The sequence below is a fragment of the Candidatus Thorarchaeota archaeon genome (genome assembly GCA_021498125.1).
GTDB lineage: Archaea > Asgardarchaeota > Thorarchaeia > Thorarchaeales > Thorarchaeaceae > B65-G9.
The window spans coordinates 611,740-638,262 of sequence record JAIZWL010000001.1 but is presented as its reverse complement, the minus strand read 5'-3'; the positions used below and the strand labels follow the sequence as shown (position 1 = coordinate 638,262).

The window sequence follows — 26,523 nt, the reverse complement described above, 5'->3', positions numbered from 1 at the left end:
CCCCAATATACTCTAGATTACCTCTGACGGAGAAGCACATAACCGCCAACAAGTACCACTACAGCAGCACCGACAGCACCTGCTAGAATAGCAAGAGTGTAGTCAGGAGCACCTGTGGTTGAAGTGGTAGTTGGTGTGGTGGTTGCGGTGCGATCAGGACCGTAGAAGTAGTTCGGGTTGTAGGTCAGCTCAGTGAACTCACCAGCAACATACTCTGAGATGTTGTATGGACCACTGGTCACCATTGCATCAGAGGGTGGATTGGGATTCCACTTGTTCCAGTTATCGTAACCGATATCCTCGAAGATGTGCTTCGGGATGACGGTCTTGTAACCGACAGTGTGCAGGTGCCAGTAAGACTCCGTGTTGAACTCCACAACGAGTGTGTATGGAGTTGGTGCATAAGCCGCAGTAAGGTCCGTCAGGTCAGTACCATATGGGTTACCAGGAGCCAGTTTGTAATAGTTCAATGAGTATGCTACATCATCAGCTGTGATTGGCGTTCCATCGGTCCAAGTAGCATTCTGGATCATGTTGAATGTGAACCGAGTGTGACCCTCAGGAATTGCAGAGTTGTCTGCATGGGTCTCAGCCGTGTAACTCTCAGCAAGCCAGTTGACATCCTTGCCAGTCCAGTCTTGCGTGAGCAGACTGTCATAGAGTTCGCCAAGGACATTTCCGGTGTATGCGGAGCTGCTGACCATGAAGTTGAAGGTATCAATATCAAGTGGGTTGCTCCAGCGGAATGTGCCGCCGAACGGACCACCCTGATCTGCCTTCAAGTGAACCTTCTGGTTGGTCCACCAGCCAGGTACACCACCGCTAACGTCGTTAACGAAGCCTTCGAACTTGTCGGTTCGGTAGGCTGATAGTAGGATGTTCTCGTAACAGATGATCATGGGGCTCTGATAGACCCAGATCTTTTGCATCTCAATAGCTGCCTCATACACGTCATCATAGTCGGTGGAGTGGAGCAGCTGGTCTCTCCAGCTATCGTAGCTAGAGTTACGGAAGTTCGGGAAGTTCCAGTACGGCTCATTTGCGTACTCGCTCCAGTACTCATAGGCAAGCCAGTCAACATCAAAGTTGTTGAAGCTGGAACCAAGGAAGACAATATCGTAGTCTTGGTGGAAGTACAGTCTGTTGAGGTACTCATAGAAGTCAGTAGGCTTAGCCTCTGCATTCAGACCAAGTTTGGTCAGTGCCTCAGCGACTATTGTACCAACCTCAACTGCGATGTTGGAGCTCTGTGCACACTCGACAGTGACCTTATCGAGTTCCACTGTACCTGGACCACCAGGACCGGGACCTTCAAGGTAACCGTCACTGTCAGAGTCAACAAATCCTGCTGCAGCAAGGAGCTGCTTACCCTTGTCAACGTTTGCCTCATAGTAGTGGTAAGTAAGAAGACTCTCAACTGAGAACGGGTTCACCTTAGGAACAACAGAGTCCTGAGGCTCTGAAAGACCGTCCCAGACATCGTCGGAGATCTTCGCCTTGTCAAGAGCAAAAGCAAGTGCTCTTCGGTAGGCAGTGATGTTGAATGGGTATTTTGCAGTGTTAATGGTAACGTAACCGTAACCATTTCGCATTACGTTTGCAACTTCGATATTCTCAGCTGCCGACAATGTCGCCAGGTGAGTTGGATCGACCATATCACCAATGAGGTCGATCTCATTGTTCTGAAGAGCAAGCACTTGCTGGTCGTCACCTTCAATCACATTATACACAAGTTTGTCTACAAACGGTCCAGTCTTTAATGATCCAAGGTCCATTGTTTGTGCCTTGGCAAAAGCTGGAGAAAGTGCCATAATTGTGAATGCGGCAACGAGCGATACTGCAAGTACTTTCTTCGCACGTGCGCTCAGCATATTCTCTCTATCTCCTTCCGAGTCGAAATCGGATTGAGTCTTTTTGCGTGAACCCCTAATAAAAGCCTTATGATGGACTTGGGAGCACATACATACCTCAAAAAACACATGTTTTCATGTATCCTGACTCGGGAAAGATAATATCTTCGTTTCCAAGTAAGAAAGCAAATATGATGATACATCTAATATTGGACATGTTAGAATATGTTTTGCGCTGTACGTAAATACCATAGCTTGCAAAATAATATTAGAGAACAGCAAAGAACTGGTATTGATCATGTTTCTGCCGTTGGAAGACGGACTCTGGATGTGATGCCCAAAATAGTCCAACCTACACTCAACGGCAAAGAAAATGACCACACCGTAGAAGTGGAAACAGTACCAGTTTGCGCTAAGATGCAAGCTCGCAAAAAGCAATCCTAACAATTCTTCAAAGTTCATACTAAACCAAGATCAAAAGTTAGAAAAGAAGCGTTTTAATGCCAAAATCTAAATCAAAAAGCGAACTAGACGGGGAGGGGGAGAGTGTTCCACGTCGGAAACGTGGTGCGCCAATCCCAGTTATAGCACAATTCCCTAAATTACGGGGACTCACGATCACCAGCGTGAAGCAACTTTACGAGCTCATAGATACTGAATTTCCCGATATGAAAAAACGCAAAGACTTTGATCAACTAATACAACGTGCCAGCGATTATTTGCAACTCTTAGATGCACTGGGTGGTCAAAGGGAATTACGTCGTGTCGATCTATATCCATATGCGGACAGCCTTGGAATCAATCGGTCAAAGGCAGTCAGTCTCATGTTCCAGGAGTATGCACCACGCCTGTTTAGCCTAATTAAAGAGGCTGTATCACTATCAGAGTTTAGAGCAATCCAAAGGGCCCATAAGGAACGGCTTGGGGAGATTCGAAGTGTTGAAGATGTCATTAGTCGAATACGAGGCACACCAAAAGAGCGCTATCTTAATTCAAAGATGGCAAAACAATGGATCAAAGAGGCAGAATACTTTTTCAAACTTCTCAACACAGAAACAAGTGGGACGATAAAAGGCATTGCGAAGAGCAAAACAATCAACGAGCACCAAGTCAGACACTTCGTCAACGGTGCTCTGCCAAGACTGGTCGTTCTTGGACTTGCAGAATCGTTGGAAACATTTGAGACCCCAATATACATCATTGAACCATTCGTCAAATTCATTGAGGGTTATGGTGGAGTAAAAGAGTTGGAAAACATATTCTCACCACGACTCGTCGCACTCCTGATGACATTGAAAGCACTCTATGATTCAAAAAGCAATGCCCCGTCCTCCAAAAAGCAGGATACTGACACCGAACGCAAGATGTTTCCAGTCAACATATGGCAGCCCTCTGTTGATGAAGAAACAATCACTTCAGTTCACCAGCTCCGGAACCTCGTAAACGCACGAAGACCAGACTTTTTTGACAAGCCACAGGGAGAACAGATGCTCTATCAAGCAGAGGTTCAACTATTACTTGCTCAGATCTTCGGCAACGTTGAACAGGTCCCTAGAGGTACTTTCGCAGGAATCGCCAGCCTGATGGGGCTCACTAAATATATCATCAATAATTGGCTTCAATATGGGGACAGACCGGAAATCTACGTCAAGGCCTTTGGTGTGGATTCAAGACGGCGCGCCGAAACCGTGAGTGAAATCTTCAAGGCGCTCAACGGGATAGACTCATTGGAAACCATAAAGAAACGGCTCTCTACAGTGTATGCCTTTAGCATCATGAATACTGAACGGGAGAAGCAACAGTGGCAACGTGCTTCACGGTTTTTCGAGACACTAAAGGAGTATCTTCGTGGCGGGCCAATTGAGGCAGTTGAACAGCGAACTGGACTGACTGTCGCCTTGGATCTCTGGAAAAAAGGACGGGGAGCACCATCCCTTGTGAGATTTGCCTCATTGGTTCCACAAGACAGACCACCTATAGGAATGAAATGGCTACCGTTACACAGACCTAACACGAGGTATCCGGATCGCTTCATCGCGGTCCCTGAGGAATTTCACAGCCCCGCGGACTACCTACACGTGTTGGCTCAACTTGTTCCCCCACAAAGATATGAACAGAAAGCCAAAAAGTTCAGCAATGAGATCAATGCTGGTAAACACGCGCCTGTGGGCCTGCTCAGCCTATTACGAGTCTTCGAACTAGCCGTTGACAAAGAGAAAGGCAAAGTAGCACCCGAAGACAACACCGAATCTTGGAAGACATTTTATGCTCATCGCACATCCGAGATCCGTCAGCTCCTCTCACGTCTAAAGTTCATTGACTCAACTGCTGAGTTGCGTAGGCGACTGGAGTCCATTCACTCCTACGAGAGTGGAGAGATTGTCTCATCCAAAGAACACTGGGCCAACGTCTCACGCTTTTTCAAGGCAATAGAGGTGTATCTGCTTGGCGGCAACGTAGAGGCTACAAAGAGAATCGCAGGTCGTGCCTTTACTCGTACTCACCTTGATGATAGCGCGCCTCTGCCATATCTCCTCAAATATGCTCTGAGGAGAGATCTGGTATAAACAGATACTACATACCATAATTTTAGGTCTTGAAATGTCAACGAAAAAGAAGAGGGAGATGGAGCTGCCCGCTTGTTCGCAGGCAGGCCCATCGTACGTATGCGTGTGTGGAAGAAAGAGGCGAGTGAGAGGAGAAATCGAATTACCTCTCTCTCAACCGCGGGTTCAACACCTGATCAAGTGTGTGACCCACAAACGTGAACGCCAGCGACAAGATCGTGATCATCAGTCCTGGGAACACGACCACCCACCAGGCCCCGTTGCTGAAGCCTCCTGATCCTTGCGCGTCTGCCAGCATTCTACCCCAGCTCGGCTCGCTCGGGTCCGTCAGCCCCAAGAAGGACAGCCCTGACTCCGATAGGATCGCTCCCACTACGCCTAAGGTGATGTCTGCAAAGAGCAGAGGAGACACATTGGGAAATACATGTTTAAAAATAATATATGTATCGCTTGCGCCTATTGCCCGAGCCGACTCTACATATGCCTTATTCTTCTCGGCCATGACCTGAGATCGGATGAGCCGGGAAGTACCGGTCCACCCGAGGATCGCAATGACAACAATGATATTTTGAATCGTCGGCCCGAGAAATGCGGCAAGTACCATCATCAATGGTAAACCAGGAATGACTAGCAAGAAGTCAACGACGCGCATGAGCACTTCATCGATCTTGCCGCCATAGTATCCAGCTATTAAGCCGACGGTGACACCGACGGCGGTAGAGAGGGCAGTAGCTAGGATACCAATCGTGAGAGAGATGCGTGTACCAAAGATGAGTTGAGCCCACGCGTCAGCGCCCTTGTCGGTAGTACCAAGAGCACCAAAGTAATCGCCATAGGCATAGAGGCTGATGCCGTAGTAGCGAGCAGAGACAGAACCATTATAGTGATCATACTCAAAGTAGAAGTTTCTGGTTGGAGCGAGACCAATAGCAAGAGTGAGAGTGTCATCGGGATCTTCTTGGCCATTACCCGAACTAATCATGCCGCCCCATGCCTCTTCCATATCGAAGTAGTTGAGGTCAACAACACGGTTCTGAGTGACGGTGGTATAGGGTGGGAAGGACTTGTAAATCATACGCCAATTACCGGATGAATCGATAAGCCAGACATAGGTCTTGAACATGAGCCCACCGTTCTCAGAAGTGGAAAAGTTGCCGCTGAGATACATTGAGACATTAAAGGAAACGACAACATCATTTGGGAGACGGTTATACGGCCATTTGAAAGACTGTGTGAAGTAAATGAAATCGCGGGTGTCGGGCATCTCGCTCTCACCAGCAAAGGGGAGAACAAAGTTTGGTCGATCACCCGCATGATGGTCCCACGTAAGTTGGACATAATTTGAGTCATCCGCATCAGTAGCGAGATGATGCGTTCCAGAGAACGAGGACGCATTCCCATAAGTTGCCGAACCGTAGGTCCGGATATAATTGGTCTGTAGGGAATCAGTGGGATCGTATAATTGGGACAGATTGGGATCTGGCAGGTATTCACGATTCTCGACGGCGCCGGGGTCGACCGCCCGCATCCAGTCGGGAGCCAGAAACGGGGGTGCAATCTTGGCACTTGGAGAGGGAGAGTATTGGACAAAGAGGGGGGCCCAGATGGCCAATACTACAAATCCAAGAATAATAGACAGACCCAAGAGTCCCAGTCTGTGCCGACGGTACTCATTCCAAAAGGACATTGTTGACTGAAACCAGTTGCTGTCACGCCAATTGTTTTTCACTTTGGACAATGTAAACACCTTGGGGTTGATGTGAGCGAAAAGTCGCCCGAGTCAATGTGAAGACTCGATGCGGATAATGGCAACCGCGAAATGAGACCCACTTATAGAGATTATGGACACAGCGGATTTGTTCAGAGGTGGTAACTATTAACTCTCACAATCTAATAAATATCAGATTGTAACTTGCGTTAAACTCTAAAGCAGGACTTGCACAGAAATGACAGAGCAAGCGCGGTGAATTCGGGTGAACACTGAAGACCAAGCAATCAACATTCCCCAACAGGAGGACCTCGAGTCTCCACAGTACGTTAGAACGAGTCTTGCTGCGGCAATGACAATGGGAAAGATCCCCGGAAAATTCTATCGTGACGCGAAATTATATTGTATTAATATTCTCCTCACCTACAACGAGGGGTGCCACGCAAAATGTGCGTATTGTGGTCTGTCAGGTTCGCGTGTCACTGAGACGGACTGGACCGATAACTCGTTCATACGGGTGGATTGGCCAATCTTTTCAGTTGATGATGTCAAGAGATCACTGGTAGATGGCACAGCCCCTCATGTGGAGCGGGTCTGTGTGTCGATGATCACCCTCGGCAAGGCACGCGACGACTGCATTGAGGTGGTCCGCCAGCTCAGTGAAGCAACATCCAATATCTCCATACTCATCACGCCGACCATCATTAACAAGGACTGGCTTGAAGAAGCAAAACGGGCAGGAGCCGATAAGGTGGGAATTGCAGTAGATGCTGCGACGCCAGAGATCTTTGACAGGCTTCGCGGAATGGGGGTCAAGGGCCCGCACAAATGGGAAAAATACTGGCGGACGGTAGACGAGTCCATTGAAGTATTCGGAGCGGAAAATGTTGGGATTCATCTGATAGTCGGGTTAGGTGAGACCGAAGAGGAGATAATCAAGACCATTCAGCGAGCTCAGGACTTGGGCGCAAGGACTCATCTCTTCTCGTTCTTCCCAGAGGCGGGATCACAGATGGAGAATTGGCCACAACCGCCTCTTGGTGCATATCGTCGAGTTCAACTCGCACGGTACATCATCAACAAGAATCTCGGGAATGCAGCCGATATGAGATTCAACGAGTTGGGCCAGCTCACCTCATTTGGAGTGAGCGATGAACTATTAGAACAGCTCCTCACTGAGGGCGAGGCGTTCATGACATCTGGTTGCAGTGGAGATACCATGGATAATGCGTGTAATCGGCCATTTGGTAATTGCACCCCCTATCAGGCATCGATCGGCCACTGGCGAAACTTCCCAATGAGACCAACGCCTGAAGACATGAAGATCGTGAGAGGCCAGCTGTGGGACTATGCATTGGAGTACATTGAACCAACAGAGGTAGATCTGAATCTTGAGTGATGACATAGACACCGTGCTGAAGGCCTGCTTTGAGACCGACTTCAACAATATGGAGCCCTACTTCAAAGAGGCGTTTTCCGTTGGCAGAGCCCTATATGGTCAGAAGATTGCGTTCTATGCACCCGGGATGGTTCACTTCGAGACCGAATTCTATACCGCAACGGATCCGTGGAGATTCCCGAGCATCTCAGTGACAGGCACATATTGTGCACTCCATTGTGATCACTGTAACGGCCAGTTACTGGAGACTATGATACCTGCGACAACTCCGGAGGCGCTCTGGGAGGCCTGCATGAAGATCAACGATCATGGTGGAAAAGGGGTCCTCATCAGTGGAGGGTCAACGCCTCGTGGTAACACACCTATGGAAAAGTTCGTCCCCACAATAAAACGTGTCAAGGATGAACTTGATCTTGACATCGTGGTCCATACGGGGATAGTGTATCCAGACACGATCGAGAAATTGAGTACTGCAGGTATTGATGGGGCAATGCTCGACATCATCGGGTCCAATGACACGATCAAAGAGGTCTATCATCTTAATCTGACCACCGATGCATTTGACAAGTCACTCTCATTACTGGAGGCATATGGAATTCCAATGATGCCTCATATTGTAGTAGGACTACATTACGGTCAGATCCACGGAGAGGATGATGCCATCAGGATGATAGCCAAGTATAGACCCGAGGCTGTAATCGTAGTGGCCTTCAAACCATTAGACCACACACCTATGGAACATACCATTCCCGCCACTCCTGAGGACATTATCCGAGTCGTCTTGGCGGCGCGTCTGGTCATCCGTGAGTTCCCTGTGGTGTTAGGGTGTGCCCGACCTCATGGAGAACACCGACGGACAACCGACAGATTGGCAATCAAAGCTGGTGTCAACGGGATAGCGTATCCCACGGAGGAGGCATATTATTTCGCAAAGGAATTGGGCCTAGAACCAGTAATGTCAGACGAATGCTGTTCACTCATGAACAAGACACTAAATCATGTAATGGAGTAATGCAATCGTGGTCGATACATGGAGACTACTCGATACGGGCGTACTCACAGGCGCAGAGAACATGGCGCTTGATGATGTGATCCTTGAATGCAAATCACAGGGGAAGACCCCGAATACCTTAAGATTCCTTCAGTTCAATCCGGCCACTGTTCTTGTGGGATATCACCAATCAGTAAAACAAGAGGTGCGCCTCGAATACTGTCAACGAAATGGAGTCGAGGTCAACCGGAGAATCACAGGAGGCGGAACAATCCTATTCACGCCAACCTGCCTCGGCTGGGAGATCTTTGCAGATAAGACCGCAGAGGGTATCAAGGAACTCAGACGCGATCTTGACAGATTGGCTCGACGTATCTGTAATGGCGCCGTCGGGGGGCTTCATCGTCTAGGTGTCAATGCAGAGTTCAGACCCAAGAATGACATAGAGATCAATGGCAGGAAGATCTCGGGCACTGGAGGGACAGAACGAGATGGCTCATTCATGTATCAGGGCACACTGCTTGTGGACTTTGATGTTGACCTGATGTTGAAGACACTTCGTATCCCTGTTGAGAAACTGAAGGACAAAGAGATCGATAGTGTAAAAGAACGTGTGACCTGCTTGAAATGGGAACTTGGATACGTGCCCGCTCTCGATACGATCAAGAAGGCCATGGTCGATGGTTTTGCAGAGGTGTTTGGAGTCGAGTTTGAACCAGAGGGTCTCTATCCGTGTGAGGAAAGACTCTTCGAAGAGCGACTCCCCTATGTCAAATCCCACGAGTGGGTCTATTTAGTAGAACCACCAGAGGATCATCAGGGCCAGGTCAGTACGGTACGAAAGACCCCGGGCGGCCTCATCAGGGTCTCACTTGCACTCAATGTTCCGGGAAACTTCATTGTGAGCAGTTTCATCACTGGGGACTTTCAGATATTTCCGCAACGTGCCATTATGGATCTTGAGGCGAAACTAAAGAACCTCCCCGCCGACGAAGAGAGCATCACGCAAGCGGTACACGAGTTCTTCGATGAGACCGGCGCAAGAATCTTTGGTGTTAAACCGGATGATCTCATCCAGTTGATCTTAGAGGCCGTAAAGAAACGTGCCTTCAGCGTTCTGGGAGTGAGTCTCGAAGAGGCAAACCACCTGATGACGGTCAACTTCATGCCTGACGAGGTCCTTGAGCAACACTTTGACTATTTACTGCTCCCGTACTGTGCCAAGTTGGTAGACTGCGAGTATCGTTTTGTGGAAGGATGTGATCATTGTGGAGGATGCTCGATCAGCAATGTCTACGAACTAGCTCTTGACCTCAATATGCCAGTACGCACGATCCAGACCTTCGAGCATCTCATTGAGACCATTGAGGAATTCAAGAAGAAAGGCGCAAGGGGCTATATCGGCTCATGCTGTGAGGGGTTCTATAACAAACATCACGACGATTTCATGGACACAGAGGTTCCGGGACTTCTTGTGGACATTGAAGATTCCACTTGCTACGAACTGGGAGAAGAGCAAGAAGCATATATTGGTGAATTCGAGGGCCAGACGACTCTGAAAGAGGATTTGATAATTCGGATCATCACAGCACTTCACGAGCGCGGGAGAATCGGCGGGAAGAAGCTTGACGAATAAGTTCGATGTCACAGTCATCGGTGGCGGACCAGCAGGTGCCAGTACTGCAATCCAATGTGCCAGAATGGGTATGCGGGTCCTGCTCCTTGAGAGAGGTCAACCAGATCGGCACAAACCCTGTGGCGGAGTTCTACCACATGTTGCAGAGGAGATCATCACGGATATCATCGATGATACGATCCCAGACGATGTATATGATCACCCGCGCGAACTTGGTCTCTACTATGTGCCGCCAAGCGGTAGGACAAATGGCGGACAAGTGAAAAATTATCGGGTCATTAACATTGACCGCGATCAGTTTGACAGCTGGCTACTTACCAAGGCAATCATGGCCGGAGTCAAAGTACAATTCGGTGCACGTTTTCTCTACCTTCAGGAGGAAGACCACAGGATCTTCTATTCCACAGGCACGGATATTTCCCAGGTGAAGACTCGTGTCCTTGTAGGTGCGGATGGAGTCCGATCACGGGTACGTGAAGAGATACTTCCAACGATTGACACGCCCATGCTCCTTGTGGGCCAACAATATCTCGACATCAACTCACGTGGAGATCTCGAAGACCATTTCTATGGGTTTCTCCGCGAAGACCTCTCACCATCCTATGCCTATGCAATTCCCAAGAGGAGGTCGCTGATCATCGGAGTAGGAGTTCGGCCCAGACATATCCCATCACTAAGTGACGCACTACACAAGTTTAGACTTATCCTTACTGATGAGTTTAGCGTCCAACCTGTGAACCCAACAGCAAGAGAGGTATGGGCTATTCCATATGGATTCTTTGCCCCGGGAGCGGATTTTGCGATTTTAGTGGGAGACGCTGCAGGCCTCTGCAATCCACTCTCAGGGGAGGGAATCCGACTTGCAGTAGAATCTGGAGAGATGGCTGCGGCTGCAATCCGCGACTCGGATGGGCCCGATCTCGTTGAGAGATATTCCCACGATGTGAAAAACATAGCCGACTTTGTTGCAAGTGTACAATCGTTCATTGATCAACTGGACGACAATGGACGTGAACAATTTGTCAGGGATGAACTCGCCCGTAAATATTGAAGAACAAAATGGCGAGCCAAATAGCCAAGCAATCTCCATAGAAAAATGGAGGGACTCCCAAGGGGAAAGGGAGCCTACTCGATTCCCATTCGTGAAGCAATTTTCACTAATAGGAAGACAACAAGTGCTACAATGATGAACGGTATGAGCTCACCAACAAAATGCCCAATTCTGAAAGTATAGACCGTGATCTCTTCCCATGGAACATCAGGGATAAAGAGATTGATAACAGGCATTATCAAGTCATCAACGAGAACCTGAACAAGCAGACCAAGATAGATACCAAGAATAAATGCCACGGCAAGACCGAGCACCTTATACCTGGAGAGAAAATCAACAAATTCATTGACGAATCCCTTAGGTGGTGCAGGCGTCGGTGGTGGTTCGCGCAGTGTCCTGATCGCCTTTAGCTCCTCTAGTATAGCCTCATCATTTTCCAATACTATCAGCTCCTCTATCAAATTGTTGATAGAACAAATTACAGCAGTAGATTGCTAAATAATAAATATTCGTGTTCTTATGGAATCAGACTTTGTGCCTTAGTCTTGCAAGATCAAATCAGTCCATCCAAGTTTTGGAGATAAAAAAAAGAAGATAGGAGAGCCTGATGGCTCTCACCATACTAGATCACCCGTACTTGATACGTGGGTCGAGTACTCCATAGAGCAGGTCGGCCACGAAGTTTGCAAGTACTGCCGTAATAGCCACGATCATGAAGATAGCCTGAACCACCGGGTAATCCAGAATGAACAGGCTGTCGAAAATATATCTCCCGAGTCCATGCCAGTTAAACACCGTTTCAGTCAGTGTCGCACCGTTGATCAGGAACCCGAAAGTCATCGCTATGATTGTGACCATTGGCAATAAGGCGTTCTTCAGACCATGTTTGTACAAGACCTGATTCTCGTCGAGACCCTTAGCGCGGGCAGTCAGAATGTAGTCCTCTGTCATAACATCAATGAGATTGTTACGCATGTAGAGGAAATAACCACCGTACCCACCAACCCCAAGAGCAACCATGGGGAGAATAAGATGGTGCACGATGTTCAGTGCTACAGTGATCCCGCCAAACGGGTCAGTTTTTGCCGCAACCCAGACTTGGTAGTCTATAGTCCCGCCGAGCGGGAAGGAGATTAACCCATTAGTCATGTTCGGCAGATAGAACGAGAAGACCATCAACAGGAGCAGACCGAGCCAAAAGATAGGTAGAGCATAGATGAACAGTGCAACAGTGACTGCACCAACATCTTTGGTAGAGCCGGGCTCAGCTGCGACCTTGACACCAGTCCAGATACCAAGAATGATAGAAACGATGGAGGAGGTACCCATCAGAAGAAGTGTATTGGGTAGGCGCTCCATGATCTCATCAATCACAGGCTTCTGGCTGACAAAGGACCTGCCAAAGTTGCCGGTAAACATGTTGACGACGTATCGCCAGAACATGTAGATCCAGTCAAAGATGTCAGGGTCCGGAACAAGGCCGAAGCGGAAGTACAACTCCTGCAGTGCTTCCTTAGTCAGGTTGCGCCGCAGTTCTTCACTAATCATCAGGTCAACTGGGCTCACACCCAGTACAAAGGTGGGGAGTCTGAAGAGAAAGAAGTTGAAACAGACGACTGCAACTATAAGCAGAAACATGTAGATGCTTCGTCTGATAACGTATTCTCGGAGCCCCAAGGAATCACCTTCAGATACTCATTTTCACAACAGTACCTAGTGACGCTAAGTACCGTGACACAACTTACAAAGCTATAGTACCCCCTAATAAGAGTAATGCTTGCCGTATAGTCAATCAATTATCAGGAAGTAGCACGGAAAGATATTAAAAAAGTTGAATGAGAGGCGCATGAGACCCCTCTATTCTTCTTCTTCAGACACATCCGAATCATCGGAACCATCTGTAGACTTCTCTGAATCATCGGACAGGTCCTTGGCGCGCTCCTCTTGTAAGAGACGTTCAACTTCAGCAACAAACTGTTCTACTGATTCGTCAGTATCACTTGTTGACTCACTGTCTTCTGTACTCTCGACCGAGGAGTCTACCGTATCAGGGGCCGAAGATTCTTCTGATGCCTCCTCGGCCTCGGGGGCATCTTCACGTACACTATAGGGAGTAGACATACCTTCCACAGTCGTTGGAAGGTGACCCTGTCTCTGAAGAACCGTAGCAATATCAATTGGCTGGATCGCATTTATCTCTTCCAGACGAATGAACATGTCTAAGACCATCATCTTTGGAGCCTTGAGCATCTCCGCAGCTTTGTCTAGATACTCACCGACTCTGAACTCAGACTTGCCCTGCGACTCCAGATCCTGCTGGATATAGGACAATAATTTCTTCTCCCTACCTGAGAGGCGCGAGTGACGCATCCGAATAGTGTGCGGTAAGACAATCTGGTAGCCAAGCTCAGAGTAGAGAGTAGAAACGATCCATTCGGGATCGAAGCAATCCATCAGGCCTGTCCAATCAGTCAGGTCGGACTTGTACTCTTTCTCAAATTCCTTGACAAAGTTCTGAAGACGTTTCCGAATCTCAGGGGTCATACTTGTTTCTGCTATCAGAATACCAATGACCAGATCACCGTTATAGCTGGCAACTCGCAATCCTGCGTAGCCAATCTCTTCAAGGGCCCCACGATCACCACTGCCCTTGATCTCACCGTACATCGAGGTCATGGCGGAGATGAACCCACTGATGAGATCAGCATGGATTCGGTGCTCTCCAAAGGGATGGTAGAAGATGCAGGTCCCACGATCCTTGTAGACGATCATGAAGTGGCGAAGTGAATTGAGGCTCAGGAAATCGTCATAACGCGACTTCAGACCGGAGAGCCGTCCAGCACGTTTACTCGCCCGGCGCCTCCGCAACTTCACGCCTGTCACGACACTTCCGGCTACTAGAGCGAGGAGTAACCAACCCGGGGGCGTCGCAAATAACTGTGTCAATGCGGTACCGATATCCGGTTCCACAGAAGTATTGAGCGGAATAGAATCAGCACGCCATTTGTCACGAGTACCCCTGTACTCCGCCGTGATCGCCAATGATGACGCTACGGTGTCACTTGTAGGAATGATATAGGTCAGTTCGGCAACTCCATGCTCATCGGTCTCACGACCTATAACTGATGTAACATTGTCGCCTGAGGAGTAAAAGACCATCACATGGAAATAGACAGTGGCACCTATGATTGGATGCGTTCCCTCAGTCAGAGTGGCTCGAACGACAACGGGGGCACCCACCACTACCTTTCCGACTAACTCTATTGTGAGAGTGGTCACAGCCTTTGGATTGACAATGAGAGTCGTATTGGCCTCACATCGATCATAACCGGGAGCGGCACCTGCAAAGGTAATCGTGTAGGAACCCGGTGATAGCACAATGAGAAAATCGAGATAATATGACTCATCTTCGGAATCGTAATGCATCATGTATGTGCTTCCGCTAATGGTGACATTCACCTGGCGACCAGCCAAGATGAGATTGCGATCGGTGTCCCTGAACTCAACAGTGAACCGGATGGTCTCATTCTCATACTCTTGATACAGAGTGTTGGTTGTGATCTCTGTGTGAACTGCACGAACTATAATGTCGCTATCAATGACCTGCCCCGAATAATTGCTGCGGGAGAGAGAGATGTATAGATTATGTGCTCCAAATGCCAGATCAACTGCACTCAGAGTGAACGAGAACCTTCCAGCAGTCGGTTCGGAATAGGTCAGTGAACTCCCGGCCCAGGTAAAAGTCGTGGCGGTAGGATCAATGAGAGCATTGGTGTGTGTATTAACATATTCCAACGTGATCTGAATGGTCTGATTCAGATACATCTCTGTGGGGATAGTACCCACAATGACATCTACTCTTGTAGGGACTGGCTCTACATCGAGAGATATTGTGGTCTTCCACGAGTCATATCCAAATAGATCCGCAGTGAAGTTTCCGCTGAGCGTGACTATACCGAGTTCATATCCAGTGAGATTGAGCTGATAGGTCCCATCACCATTATCTGTTAGATGATAGATCGTAGTCGTTGTAGTAAGATTGACAGTCATTCCCACGATCGAATTATTGTCCACATCACGTAGTGTGACTGTAAAGATCACCCAACCATCATGATACAGAGCCGTATTATCGAAACCACCGAAGCCCGTCAACAGGTCACCACTGATTGGGGTCTCAACAATCTCTATGTGGACTGTGAGTGAATGATTCACAAGACCATATCTCCACGTCCAGACTTGTATATTGAAGGCGCCCATTCCATCATGGCCGTCAATTGTGAGCCGATAGATCCCGCCGCCCACATGAGTGAGATTGTAATTGCTTCCGCGATAGGTCGCATTCACTAAGGCATCGGTCACGGGGTGACCGAATGAGTCCAGAACGGTAATGTCTAGATTCTCAGTGTGAGTGTAATAGACAGTGGTTGAAGACCAATTGGGAGCGGCCGTACAGACATCTACAACCACCGTCAGTGTATCTGTCTGACGCCCTGTGTCATATCCTGTCCGATTGGCCAGTATCGTCGCATTCCACTTGCCCAACCCCACATCCGAGGCGTTCAGGAGCAGATGCCACCTGTCATCAACAGGTGATAGTGTGAAATCGTAGGGACGAGTAGAGTTCAGATAGAGTCGCACCGTAGCCCCAGGAACGGGATCGCTATCATAAGTATAGATCACGGTGATGTTGACCAGTTCTGTATAGGTCGCGTTCAGGTCGGAGGGGTTCTCCCAGATGACAATGAATGAGTTGGGGGCGAGGGTGATATTGATGCCAGATGTTGTATTCGATTGTGGCGCGTATCCATAAGACCATGCGCTTATGTATGCGGTATGAATGCCCAGTTTGAGGTCCGAACCCGCAAGGCTGACATTCCAGACCGAACCAATATAGGTCAGGGGATAGGTGACCCCATCAATTGTCACGTTCACAAGTGCAGACCCTGAAGGGACATCGCCAGTCCCGTATGTGTAGTCCACTTGGAGATTAAGACTGTCTGTATAGGGAATGGTCACATTCGCAGGGGTCCACGTCACCGTGATCGATGTGGGCTCTTTATAGATAGACAACGACTGAGAGGAGTCGTACTGCGACTCGTATCCCGTCTTTGAGGCACTGATGTTGAGCGTGTGGGTACCAAGACCGGGAGCATCAGTCCCATTGAACTGTAGCCAATAGTACCCCCCACTTGAATCATACTGCAATGTCCATGTATGCGTATAATCCGTCACAGTGACAAGAGCCTCTGAGATGTGTGTACCATTCACAAAATTGTACTGGACTGTAAGGTTCGTGTGTGAGGTGTAGCTGATGTTATCCGTATTCGACCATGCCACCACCAACGGCAGTGTGTCGTAAGTCAGGGTCACATCAATCGTGATGCTCTGGTTCTCGATGGCATACCCGCTCCCATTCACTCGCACTTGGTAGGTTCCGGCTGTGAATCCGGCCGTGCTGATGGTCGCGGTCCATGTCCCATTCCCCTGATCGGTCATGGATGTCCATGCGCTGCCGTCAAAGGAGTAGACCGTCGAAACCCCTGCATAGCTCCCATCAAGAGCCTTTGGGGTGAAGGTTTCATTAAAGTACACACTGATGTCGAAGCTGCTGTCTGTGAATGTTGAGATGGAGGCATCCTGACTGGTAAGGGTTGTAGGATAGTAGACGATGAATTCTCTCGTGAGATAACCAGCCTCTGTCCCGTTCGCCCAGTAGACCTCAATCCGGTATGTGCCATTGTTTGTTGTGTCAGAATCAATGTCCCATGTATAGGTCGTCGCGCCATTGACAACGGTCTCATTTGCAGGATGGGCAACACGGGCTGAGTCTTGCCAGATTGTCAGATTAGTCGATCCGGTAGTTGCATTATTTGCACCAGTATCCTGAATCGTGTTTGTGATTAACAGATTGTCTGTGATACTCACTGAATCACGTGTAATGATCTCTGTGACATAGTTGGGGGCGGTACAGGTCAGTGTCCATGTACCATTTGTCATCGTAGAAACGGTGATGCTATCAGCCATTGTAGTATAAGTAGAATGATTTGTTGGATCAGTCCCATTATAGAATCCCGTTGTTGTCCAGTCAACCTGTTTTGTAAGATTAAGATATCTCTGTTGAGCAATTTGTGGATATAAAACCAGACTTGTTATATTCCAATCAACATTTCCACCTGAACTTGCAGAACTCCAAGTTGAGCTTGATAGGACATCTTGTTTGTACCAAAGTGTTAAATTATGATAAATATTAACTGATTGATTCGATGAAAACGAAATCTGAGTGATATTTGAAACTGAAGTGAACAACCATTTATCCCCAACAACACTAGTAGAGTTTGCACTCAGACTGACTTCGGTTGGTTGAGAATAGACTATTGGACGCGACTCCGTTTTATTCCAAGGTACGTATGTGTAATTTAGTTCAGCTTCTTCACGAGCTATGCCCGAATATTGACGCCAAGCATCATCTCGACCGTGATATCCTGTTTCAACACCCAAGATTGTCTGCGAGTCCCAATATATTTTGTTGAAATACCAATCGGAGGAAACTTTTGTTCCAGTCATTGCAGTACCATCAATAACAACATAATAGTAGGAACTTGCGTTCAGTATGGTATTGTCTGAAGAAACATCATGGCTCACTGTTGTTTCAGTGATAATCTGAGTGAATGGAGATATCCAACTCGAAATATTAGTCGAAGGATTCGAATAATCAGATCGAACAACAAGCCAAGCTTTCCCTAGAGATGTATCGTAGTATGGGGCCATGTAGCCAAGAGTATAATTCAGAAGCTTGCCATCATGAGTCCGGTAATAGAATGCCTGATACAATGCATCAGTTGTATATCCACTGTTGTTTTCTATCTTAATATGATCGTTTGGAACAACATTTAGAGTCTGCCTCTCGGCAGTGGCCGTAATATTGTCGATATTCATCTCCACTTTATACAAGGTCCATCCGGGGATGAGATAAGGGGTGAGGTCAAGGTTCCCGTTGTGCGTGGCAGGAGTAGCATATGTATTGAGAACAGACAATGTCTGACTTGGAATGTCTTGTGTAAAATATACAGTGGCACCAGATTGCTGCCCCTGACCCCCCGCATCTGCAATAAACAGATTTTCTTGAATAGTGGGTCCAAGTGTACCATTTGTGCTAGTGATAACTGGAGAGTCCTTAGTGATTGGCGTGACCGGAAACAGTAGCGTTAAGATCATTACAAAGAGCATTGCAATGGAGAGTAATCTAATTTTCATAGGAGCCATCTTCCTTCAGTGCATTCTAGTAGGGGGGATCATGGAACAGTATGTAGAGGGGTGACACGAACGTGAGGAAGTTCGGTCAAGGTTGTTGTGTGACCTCTGGAAAATCATGTCCAATGCAGGTCGCGATGAGTCACGAGAAATACAATTACCTGTAAAGATAATATATACTTCGTGATAAATATTATTTTTTGCCACAGCAGTTGTGAACGAAAGGAATACAGGTGAATGTATATAGCTTGACTTGTCCTGAACTGCCATAGAGGGGATCATTAGACTCATATTATGAATGTTGAAACATCTTAAAAATGTGAAGCATAATCATTCTCACATTGTTTCTACCTTTTTGTTGCGGCAGCATACACGATTAAAACAAAATAGAATTATATTACTGGTAGTCGTACAATCAACAGTCAGAAGTATCGGCTCTGTGAAAAGTCCACAGACGTAGTTCGTTCAAGTCAGAATAGGTTCTGAAGACTCTTGGATACAGACACAAAATGGAGTCACAGACGGTTCATGCGTTTCATGACCACTATTATATTGACTTTTCACACAAGCCAAAAGTATCAGAAAGCTTATTTACATTTGGTCTATTGATTGATTGATTGAGGAAGGAATTCTCATGGGTGAAATGGGGATAGTTAAACGTGCACTTGTTGCACGAACAGAGTTATGTCGGTCGGTCGTCATAGACGTAATCTTTTGAGAGTGAGAACTGCGCTGCTTGTGATTGCTGTGCTATCACCGTTGTGGGTCATGCCGCTCTCGGCACCTGTGGTCGCGGATGTGGTTGTTGTCATGCATCATGACCGTACAGTGAACACAGCGGTTCAGACAATCGTGGCAAATGACCCACATGTGCGAGTTGTGGAGTATGAATCCTTGGAGTATGCACTGACCATCCACCGGACAGTCGGAAGAGTTGTATGGGTATCTCATGGATCCGAACAAGGAATTCTTGCAGGTCATCACGCTATTTCATGGGACACGTTTAGTGACAGAGTTGAGCTTACACCGGGTTATGACATTATTTTAGCGTGTAATTCCAATTCTATCAAACAGTATATTTCAAGTTCTTCAAAAAGCCAAGTTTTTACTTTTGATGGTTTAATCGATGCCACTCTTGGTGGTTTTTTTGCGATCATCTTGTTGTCAGGAAGCCACAATGCTTTAACAAGTGCTTTTCAACGAGCTATCGATCTGGCTACTCACTCATGTACTCCTGACTATTTGCTTTGGTCAACGATGGAAAAAGCTTGGTTTGCTATTGATGCTGCAATCTTTATCGTAAGTGCCCTGTCCACTTCTTTTGCAGTATGGAAGGCAACATTGAACCCCGCTGCAACAATGGATGTTTTTGCAGTAGCTCTACAATTTTTATCAGTATTTTTGCAGTTGACCGTATTTCTATGTGGGGCATTAAGTGGAACCTTTCGTTGATTACTGTCGCCACGAAGATTTTATCAATAATGGGCATGGTCCTCTTTGCGATAATTAAAGGGGCACCATGGTGGGTTCAAGTCCTCTGTGGGTCAGAGGCTGTTCTCACTGGCCCGTGGCGGTTTGTTCCACTTGTTCTGATGATTATAGGATTGGCATCACTTATTATAAATCTCTATAATGATATGACTGATCCCGATCCTGTATATGGTCGAATCTGTGTAGGAATGTAACCTAAACGATAATGGATGGGATATGATGAGCTCAAGTGAGATAATGGACAATTCAGAGGCACAGGGCCGTTTCAAGAAGATTCTAGATAGACATCAAATCCCATCTGTTCAACCAACAGATGGACTCATTCTCTCCCACATTGGAACTCCACCTTTTACGGTTTTATCAAAAAAAGTACGACAAGATGCGGGACCGATACTTTTGATGATTCGAGTAATTCTATTCACTCTTTCTATGGTCCTGCTCTTTTTGGCACTTCAGCAAGAACCAACAGGAAATACTCTTTCAGGGGAACCGTGGGGACCTCTTGAACAAATGAATTGGCCATTAGTATCCATTGGGACTCTTCTCAGTGCTTATGTACTGATTCCAATTACATTTGTTATTGGTGTATTGATCTTAAGTGGACTTGATATGCAGGTCACTTGGCTGTTCAATAACAAGCGATATCGAGTGGGACAATGGATCATCTATAGCACAATACTCTGGTTTGGTCTCTCAATCGTCTTTGGAATTCTTATTGAAGCTACTATCACTTGGAGTGTACGTCTATTTCCAGAACTCTCTCAGCAGATCTATGTGGTATTACTTGGTGGAGCAGTTCTAACAAACATGGGCTTGGCAGTGCTGCTCTTGAGTGCCACTAGGGAGTTTATTCGACAGTTCCGACCTGATCTCATTCGCATTGAAGGGCGTATTGTTGCCGTGCGTGATTTTCTCACAGGCCGCAAATTCATGAGATGGCCTTTTACTGGGTTTTCAGGCTCCACCTCGTCTGAGTTGACTCACTTCTTTTTTGTTCGTGAATCAATAGTGAATTGGACACGAGCGGGAGTCCTGATAGCGAGCAGTATTGGCTTTGAGTACTTACTCTCTCTATTTGCACCTGCTCCCTTTTCGACACCTGAAACGACCATCCTTGCATTCCTTGTTGGAATAGTAATAGTAGGTCTGGGAACCAATCTCGTGCTTCATAGAATTCGGTCAGGAACACACTCCTATCAGTCGGCCTTTCTCGCAATCTCATCTATTGCCATTGCAGGTGGCGTTGCTCTTACGCTCATGTACGGTCTTATTTCAGCCGTATTTCTCAATCTATTTGCAGTGTTTTGCCTGAGTTTTGTTACTTACAAAATACGATCGTTCAGTAGAGGAAATTCTGCTGTCTTCAATCCGACATATTACAGGACACTGCTCGAGATATCAAGTCCGGCTGAGTCTCATAGGTTTGTTATACAGACTTTAGACGAATTGGAGTCAGTTCTCTCCTCATTATCCTAACTTATTTAGTTCATGATGGTTTCATCAGCGTTTCATACAAGAGATAATATGGGAGATACTTTATCAGTTATAGAGAGAATAGGGAGCGGTGGGAGTAGTGAATATTGCCCACATCAGTACTGTAGAACAATAGGCTCTTAAAAGTCAATAAACGAGTGAATATGAAGAGTATGACCACTATAGTATATCCGGCGCCAAGACTCTTCAGGATTCTTTCTACATTGATTGATCTATGACTATGCACCTTTCACATAGCACTCACGCACTCTGTAAACAAGTAGTGCCAGTATCAACAGCCATACAAAGACACACAATACAATTGTGATTAAATAGGGCAACCGCTCGTGAGCATGTGCAAATTGATTGATTTGATATTCAATATCATCTATACTTCGCTTCTTAGGCCTCATCAATATAGTAATGTTAATATCAAGTCACTCTAAAAGTAATAATGATACACTATGGGATCAAATGAATCAAGCATTCCTGCGTCTCAAATCGAGGCGCACCTTCGCAAAGTACTTCCAGATATCCTTAGAGAGATCACTATAGTGTATTCACCTGAAGAGCTTGTCACCAAGAAAGAGTTTCAAGAAGCACTCCAATTGATGCAAGAACGCTTTGAAGCAATGGACAAACGCTTTGAAGAGATCATTGATTTAATGGACAAGCGCTTTGAGGCCGTCGATAAACGCTTTGAAGAGATCATTGATTTAATGGACAAGCGCTTTGAGGCCGTCGATAAACGCTTTGAGGCCGTCGATAAACGCTTTGAAGAGATCATTGACCAGATGGCTAAACGTGCTGAGGCCGTCGATAAACGCTTTGAAGATATGAACAGACGCTTCGAAGAAATGAATCGCCACTTCGAAGCGATGGTAGCGGGACTGCAAAAGGGCTTCGACTCGCTCCGGAGAGATGTATCTACAATCTCCACTAGATTTGGGATTCGCCTTGAAGACATCTTTCGTGAAGTCTTTCGAGAGGCATTGCTGAGCGAGGATCTGGATCCCGAAAAAATACGCCGACTGGATGTCCTCGATGAGAAAGGAGTGGTCGTTCCACCAGGAGAAGTGACCGATATTGACATGATGGTTCACGACTCCCAATGCGTCTTTGTGGAGGTCAAGTCCCACATGGATATGCATGACATATGGAAGTTCATCAAGACTGTGGAACTGGCCGAGATGCAGGAGGGAGTCAAGGCGACGAAGCTGGTGGCTGTGACCTTGGACATATCCCCACGTGACAGGATAAAGGCCGAGAAGTTAGGTATCCGAGTCATCACCTCTGATGCAGGTCCACACTGATTCATTCGAGATCGGACTGACAAGAGAACAGACAATGAGCCGGTAGCATAATCATGGACTTTTGCGTCCTTTGGATGGAAATTTACGTCACTGTCAAATGTCGAGGCATTTTACAAGACAAGTGCACCTTGCAAATCTACAACAATGTACAAGGTGCATTGCATAGTCAAAATGCTCTAGACAGAATACCTGCTTCTATACGGAGCTGATCGATCATCTGTTGAAGTTCTCTGAATCGATCACGATCAAGATGATAGAGCGGCTGGCGCATATCTCGTAGGTTAGGTACCTTCCGGCAGAGATTGATTCGAATCAGTTTTTTTAGGGCAAATGACACGGTGCGTGGTGGCAATTTGGCCTGTGATGCGATTTGCTTAGGGCTCAGAGGCCCTTGGGATTTTAGGCTGTCAAGAACAATTAACGCGCTTCTGGGTAGATCGCTAGTCGTGAGCATTTTTGGTGTCACCTCTTTGAAGTTGTGAGTAGATCGGTTCTTGTTCACACCAAGGCATTGCACACCCGCAGACAATGGATTGATGACGACAAGACACAAATCCACTACTGGGAAAAATCGGCAAAGAATATATAATCTTTATGCCGTATCTGAATACACATAGATAATGAATATGTATCTATAGATTCCTTAAAATAACACTTGGAAAATCCACCAAAACACCGAGTTGGTGCCATGTCACGTAAGAAACCATTAGACGATCTTGATTTGCAGATATTATCAGCATTGGATCAACTGGGGGGAAAAGCGTCCGCGGAACTCTTGGCACAGATATTAAATCGTTCAGCAAGGACTATCAGATACCGCCTGAGCAAACTAAAAGAGGATGGGTATCTGGGTTTTCTCTATGCGCAGACCCATGATCGAAAATTAGGACTTGGTGATGCGTTAATCTGTCTTGATCTAGCACCTAGTGTTGCAAATATCGGTTCTCTCTTTCGTGACATCCCATTATTCTATATCTATGGTTCAACCTATGGGCAATATAATGGGCACCTTGCTCATCTGACATATCCAATAAATGAGGGCGATGTGCCTGAAAAAATCAGTAGGGCCTTACTCGAGCAAGGGTTGATCAAAGCGTACTCAATCGTCGAGATCATGGACATTTTTTTCACATCAGGCCAAGTGGAACGACTTGATGTTCATGGTGGCTGGAAATGGGACTGGCATGAATGGGCCGCCGAATGTGATAAAGTAGTAGAGGAGAAAACCTCCATTGATCTGAATTTCGAGTTCCATCCCACTCGTGCAAAATTTGATGCGAAAGATATTGCCATTCTCAGTTATCTAAAGGTTGATGCTGCCAAGACCCTAAAGGAGCTGGGAACCGAGATCGGTCTCTCACAGACCCAAGTGAATAAACGGATCAAACGAATGGTCAATGACGGGATCATTAAGGGATATAAATGGACGACTGAACCACAAGAGAATCCTCTCTCAATCTATTTATTTTTCGAGACAAATGGCCCTAGTGACCCCCTACTAACATGTCTGGTCAACTTGCCATTTCCGAAAGAGATGGTGGCAGAATCTCCAAAATCATATGTATTCAGGTTAATCTTATACGCCTCTGATCTCGCCAACTTCTTGCGGGGCCTCGATAAGATCCGAGGGGAGTTCAAATCATATAGTATTCAAATTGTACATCATTTTCATTCTATACAAATGGGTCGCTTCTTTTCGTACTACAATGTGGATAGCAATGACTGGGACGTGGACATCGACGAATACTTCAGAATAATTGAGGACTTTCGCGTTTAATTATTATTACCGTTTCAACCTCTAAAATACTTGCCAGTCGTTTACGATTGAATTGGTCATTCCATTGTAATCAAAGCATCGATAAATAATTCGTAGGTAGTATCTTCGTCCAAGTTATGGACAATGACCTTTTCCAATTCACCTTCTCCCTTTGCCTCGATAATCTCGCCCTCTGTAATCACCTTGACTGATGAACTGTCAAGTTCGTGTTTCAAAGTATCAGAGGCTGTGATCGTTTTCTGTGGAGTAATGAGTACAACACGATTTGTATACTCGGTCAACGTGATGGCGGTCCTGATAGCGTCATCACCAGTGTACAGGACGAGCACTCGAAAGTCGCGATAATCTTCGTAGTTGTCTGCACTCTTGAAGATCCCGTTTCCAATGAATGTCTCTTTACCCTTGATTGGTGTGACCACGATATCTGTGTCCAGTTCTTCTGCTACGGCAAGTCCATGTTCGATCATGTACTTCTTAATGGCCTCATGTAGAGCATCCGCTGCGAGGTTGGAACAATGCATCTTGATGGGCGGAAGACCATCCAGTTCTTCTGCAACATCCTTACGGGTCACCTTCATTGCATCTTCCAAGGTCATGCCTTTGACCATCTCAGTTGTCATACTGCTAGTGGCTATGGCGGACCCACAGCCAAATGTTTGAAATGTTGCATCCACAATCCGACCGTCTTTTACCTTGATGTAGACCTCCATGAGATCCCCACACACAGAGTTGCCAACACGTCCGGATGCAACATCGTCACCCTCGAGGGTGCCAGCATTTCGCGGATTTCTAAAATGGTCAAGAACCTTTTCTGAATATTTAGTAGATTTCATTCTCATCTTCCCCTTGGCCTGTATAATGGAGAGAGTTCTCGAAGTCTTGCCACTATCTCGGGTATCACTTCTAGAACTTGATCAACATCATCACTTGTTGTGAATCTTCCAGTCGTAAGCTGTAACGAACCATGGGCCTCTTCGTGGATGAGACCTGTTGCTATGAGCGTATGTGATGGCTCCAACGTCTTGGATGAACATGCAGAACCTGTTGACACTGCAATCCCTCTATCCTTGAAGGACAATAAAATCGACTCTCCCTCTATACCATCAAATCGGAAATGGGCATTGCTTGCCAATCGCTCGGTAGGATGTCCATTAAGATGACTATCAGGAATCGTCTCAAGAATCTCTCGAATCATCCGATCACGGTAACCCTGTAGTCTTTTGACCTCATCTGCCATCTCATGCTTTGCGATCTGTGCTGCTACGCTCATTCCAACAATTGCAGGAATATTCTCAGAACCGGATCTGAGACCGCGTTCCTGGCCGCCCCCAATGATGAGAGGGTTGACCCGGTATCTCTTTTGCATATAGAGAACGCCAAGACCTCTAGGACCATAGATATCATTAGAGCTGAGCGACATCAGATTAATGCCATCCCTCCGCACATCGATGTCAACAAGACCCTCGGCCGCTACAGCATCCGTATGAAACGCCACCCCTCTCGCGTCTGCAATCACGCCTATCTCTCGAATCTTCTGGATGGTACCAATCTCGTTGCTGGCATAACCAACAGAGATCAGGATCGTATCATCACGTATTCGTCTCTCAATTTTTGATGGGTTGACACGTCCATATTGATCCACTGGAACTTTGGAGACCTCGAACCCATTCGCGGTCAGATATTTTGCAATGTTATGAATCGATATATGTTCAATCTCCGAGATGATGATATGGTTGCCTTTTCGTTTATTTCTGAGAGCATAGCCTATCAACGCCATATTATTGGACTCGGTTGCACCTGAGGTAAAGATAATCTCATCAGGATCAGCATTGATGAACTTTGCAATCTCCTGACGACTCTTCTCAAGAGCCTCTGTGGCCACATCGCCCACACTATGTAAGGCAGAGGGATTTCCGTAGTGCTCTGAGAAGTAGGGAATCATCTCTTCTATAACACGCGGGTCAACAGGTTTTGCTGATTGATAGTCCAAGTATATGTTCTTCATGAAATTCAAAC

Annotated in this window: 17 protein-coding genes and 1 pseudogene; 10 read left to right on the top strand and 8 right to left on the bottom strand. The window is 46.7% G+C overall.

Features of this window, described 5'->3' with window-relative positions; translation table 11 throughout:
• Window positions 1-17: 17 nt before the first annotated feature.
• Window positions 18-1,871: an ABC transporter substrate-binding protein gene (locus K9W43_03290; GenBank protein MCF2136241.1), complete on the bottom strand. Its 1,854-nt coding sequence runs from the start codon at window positions 1,869-1,871 to the stop codon at window positions 18-20.
• 479 nt (window positions 1,872-2,350) lie between these two features.
• Here K9W43_03290 and K9W43_03285 point away from each other — a divergent pair, with 479 nt between their 5' ends.
• Entirely contained in the window at window positions 2,351-4,417 is a 2,067-nt protein-coding gene (locus K9W43_03285; GenBank protein MCF2136240.1) for a hypothetical protein, read from the top strand.
• Window positions 4,418-4,559: 142 nt separating this feature from the next.
• Here the strand turns inward: K9W43_03285 and K9W43_03280 are convergent, their stop codons facing one another.
• A complete protein-coding gene (locus tag K9W43_03280) occupies window positions 4,560-6,146 on the bottom strand; it encodes an ABC transporter permease (GenBank protein ID MCF2136239.1) in 1,587 nt (528 codons plus the stop codon).
• A 244-nt stretch (window positions 6,147-6,390) separates the two neighbouring features.
• Here K9W43_03280 and K9W43_03275 point away from each other — a divergent pair, with 244 nt between their 5' ends.
• The 4 genes from K9W43_03275 to K9W43_03260 are packed head-to-tail and all read left to right on the top strand — an operon-like array spanning window position 6,391 to window position 11,202.
• On the top strand, window positions 6,391-7,524 hold the full coding sequence (locus K9W43_03275) for a radical SAM protein (protein MCF2136238.1): 1,134 nt from the start codon (window positions 6,391-6,393) through the stop codon (window positions 7,522-7,524).
• Entirely contained in the window at window positions 7,517-8,536 is a 1,020-nt protein-coding gene (locus tag K9W43_03270; protein ID MCF2136237.1) for a radical SAM protein, read from the top strand. The genes K9W43_03275 and K9W43_03270 overlap by 8 nt, the downstream gene beginning before the upstream one ends.
• 7 nt (window positions 8,537-8,543) lie before the next feature.
• Complete coding sequence (locus K9W43_03265) at window positions 8,544-10,151, top strand: DUF116 domain-containing protein (protein ID MCF2136236.1); 1,608 nt, start codon at window positions 8,544-8,546, stop codon at window positions 10,149-10,151.
• Window positions 10,141-11,202, top strand: coding sequence for an NAD(P)/FAD-dependent oxidoreductase (locus K9W43_03260; GenBank protein MCF2136235.1), 1,062 nt, complete (start codon window positions 10,141-10,143; stop codon window positions 11,200-11,202). Before K9W43_03265 ends, K9W43_03260 begins: the two co-directional genes overlap by 11 nt.
• A gap of 74 nt (window positions 11,203-11,276) precedes the next feature.
• Here K9W43_03260 and K9W43_03255 read toward each other — a convergent pair whose 3' ends face one another.
• The 3 genes from K9W43_03255 to K9W43_03245 form a co-directional block, all read right to left on the bottom strand.
• Window positions 11,277-11,642, bottom strand: a complete 366-nt coding sequence (locus K9W43_03255; GenBank protein MCF2136234.1) for an MscL family protein — start codon at window positions 11,640-11,642, stop codon at window positions 11,277-11,279.
• A 187-nt stretch (window positions 11,643-11,829) separates the two neighbouring features.
• Window positions 11,830-12,879 carry an ABC transporter permease gene (locus K9W43_03250; GenBank protein ID MCF2136233.1) on the bottom strand — a complete coding sequence of 350 codons (1,050 nt, stop codon included), beginning with the start codon at window positions 12,877-12,879 and terminating at the stop codon, window positions 11,830-11,832.
• A gap of 180 nt (window positions 12,880-13,059) precedes the next feature.
• Window positions 13,060-18,456 (bottom strand): hypothetical protein, encoded by a 5,397-nt coding sequence (locus K9W43_03245; GenBank protein MCF2136232.1) that lies wholly within the window; start codon window positions 18,454-18,456, stop codon window positions 13,060-13,062.
• Window positions 18,457-19,263: 807 nt separating this feature from the next.
• Between K9W43_03245 and K9W43_03240 the strand changes: the two genes are divergently transcribed.
• The 4 genes from K9W43_03240 to K9W43_03225 all read left to right on the top strand — a co-directional run bounded on the left by K9W43_03240 (window position 19,264) and on the right by K9W43_03225 (window position 22,730).
• Window positions 19,264-19,905: a hypothetical protein gene (locus tag K9W43_03240; protein MCF2136231.1), complete on the top strand. Its 642-nt coding sequence runs from the start codon at window positions 19,264-19,266 to the stop codon at window positions 19,903-19,905.
• Entirely contained in the window at window positions 19,902-20,138 is a 237-nt protein-coding gene (locus K9W43_03235; GenBank protein ID MCF2136230.1) for a hypothetical protein, read from the top strand. The genes K9W43_03240 and K9W43_03235 overlap by 4 nt, the downstream gene beginning before the upstream one ends.
• A 22-nt stretch (window positions 20,139-20,160) precedes the next feature.
• Window positions 20,161-21,420, top strand: a complete 1,260-nt coding sequence (locus tag K9W43_03230; protein MCF2136229.1) for a hypothetical protein — start codon at window positions 20,161-20,163, stop codon at window positions 21,418-21,420.
• 461 nt (window positions 21,421-21,881) lie between these two features.
• Window positions 21,882-22,730 carry a DUF3782 domain-containing protein gene (locus K9W43_03225; GenBank protein MCF2136228.1) on the top strand — a complete coding sequence of 283 codons (849 nt, stop codon included), beginning with the start codon at window positions 21,882-21,884 and terminating at the stop codon, window positions 22,728-22,730.
• A gap of 166 nt (window positions 22,731-22,896) precedes the next feature.
• Here the strand turns inward: K9W43_03225 and K9W43_03220 are convergent, their stop codons facing one another.
• Complete coding sequence (locus tag K9W43_03220) at window positions 22,897-23,184, bottom strand: MarR family transcriptional regulator (GenBank protein ID MCF2136227.1); 288 nt, start codon at window positions 23,182-23,184, stop codon at window positions 22,897-22,899.
• Between the two features lie 234 nt (window positions 23,185-23,418).
• Between K9W43_03220 and K9W43_03215 the strand changes: the two genes are divergently transcribed.
• Complete coding sequence (locus K9W43_03215) at window positions 23,419-24,507, top strand: AsnC family transcriptional regulator (protein MCF2136226.1); 1,089 nt, start codon at window positions 23,419-23,421, stop codon at window positions 24,505-24,507.
• 488 nt (window positions 24,508-24,995) lie between these two features.
• Here the strand turns inward: K9W43_03215 and K9W43_03210 are convergent.
• Both K9W43_03210 and K9W43_03205 read right to left on the bottom strand, forming a co-directional pair.
• Window positions 24,996-25,340 (bottom strand): annotated as a pseudogene (locus tag K9W43_03210) (iron-sulfur cluster assembly scaffold protein).
• Between the two features lie 2 nt (window positions 25,341-25,342).
• The gene (locus tag K9W43_03205; GenBank protein MCF2136225.1) at window positions 25,343-26,512 is read right to left on the bottom strand and encodes a cysteine desulfurase; all 1,170 of its coding nucleotides are present in this window, start codon (window positions 26,510-26,512) and stop codon (window positions 25,343-25,345) included.
• Window positions 26,513-26,523 lie beyond the last annotated feature (11 nt).

Excerpts from the sequence above, each read along its gene's own strand:
- K9W43_03230 (MCF2136229.1), top strand. The coding sequence starts at position 20,161 with ATGATGAGCTCAAGTGAGATAATGGACAATTCAGAGGCACAGGGCCGT.
- K9W43_03240 (MCF2136231.1), top strand. The coding sequence starts at position 19,264 with ATGCATCATGACCGTACAGTGAACACAGCGGTTCAGACAATCGTGGCA.
- K9W43_03290 (MCF2136241.1), bottom strand. The coding sequence starts at position 1,871 with ATGCTGAGCGCACGTGCGAAGAAAGTACTTGCAGTATCGCTCGTTGCC.
- K9W43_03205 (MCF2136225.1), bottom strand. The coding sequence starts at position 26,512 with ATGAAGAACATATACTTGGACTATCAATCAGCAAAACCTGTTGACCCG.
- K9W43_03220 (MCF2136227.1), bottom strand. The coding sequence starts at position 23,184 with ATGCTCACGACTAGCGATCTACCCAGAAGCGCGTTAATTGTTCTTGAC.
- K9W43_03285 (MCF2136240.1), top strand. The coding sequence starts at position 2,351 with ATGCCAAAATCTAAATCAAAAAGCGAACTAGACGGGGAGGGGGAGAGT.
- K9W43_03225 (MCF2136228.1), top strand. The coding sequence starts at position 21,882 with ATGGGATCAAATGAATCAAGCATTCCTGCGTCTCAAATCGAGGCGCAC.
- K9W43_03245 (MCF2136232.1), bottom strand. The coding sequence starts at position 18,456 with ATGAAAATTAGATTACTCTCCATTGCAATGCTCTTTGTAATGATCTTA.
- K9W43_03215 (MCF2136226.1), top strand. The coding sequence starts at position 23,419 with ATGTCACGTAAGAAACCATTAGACGATCTTGATTTGCAGATATTATCA.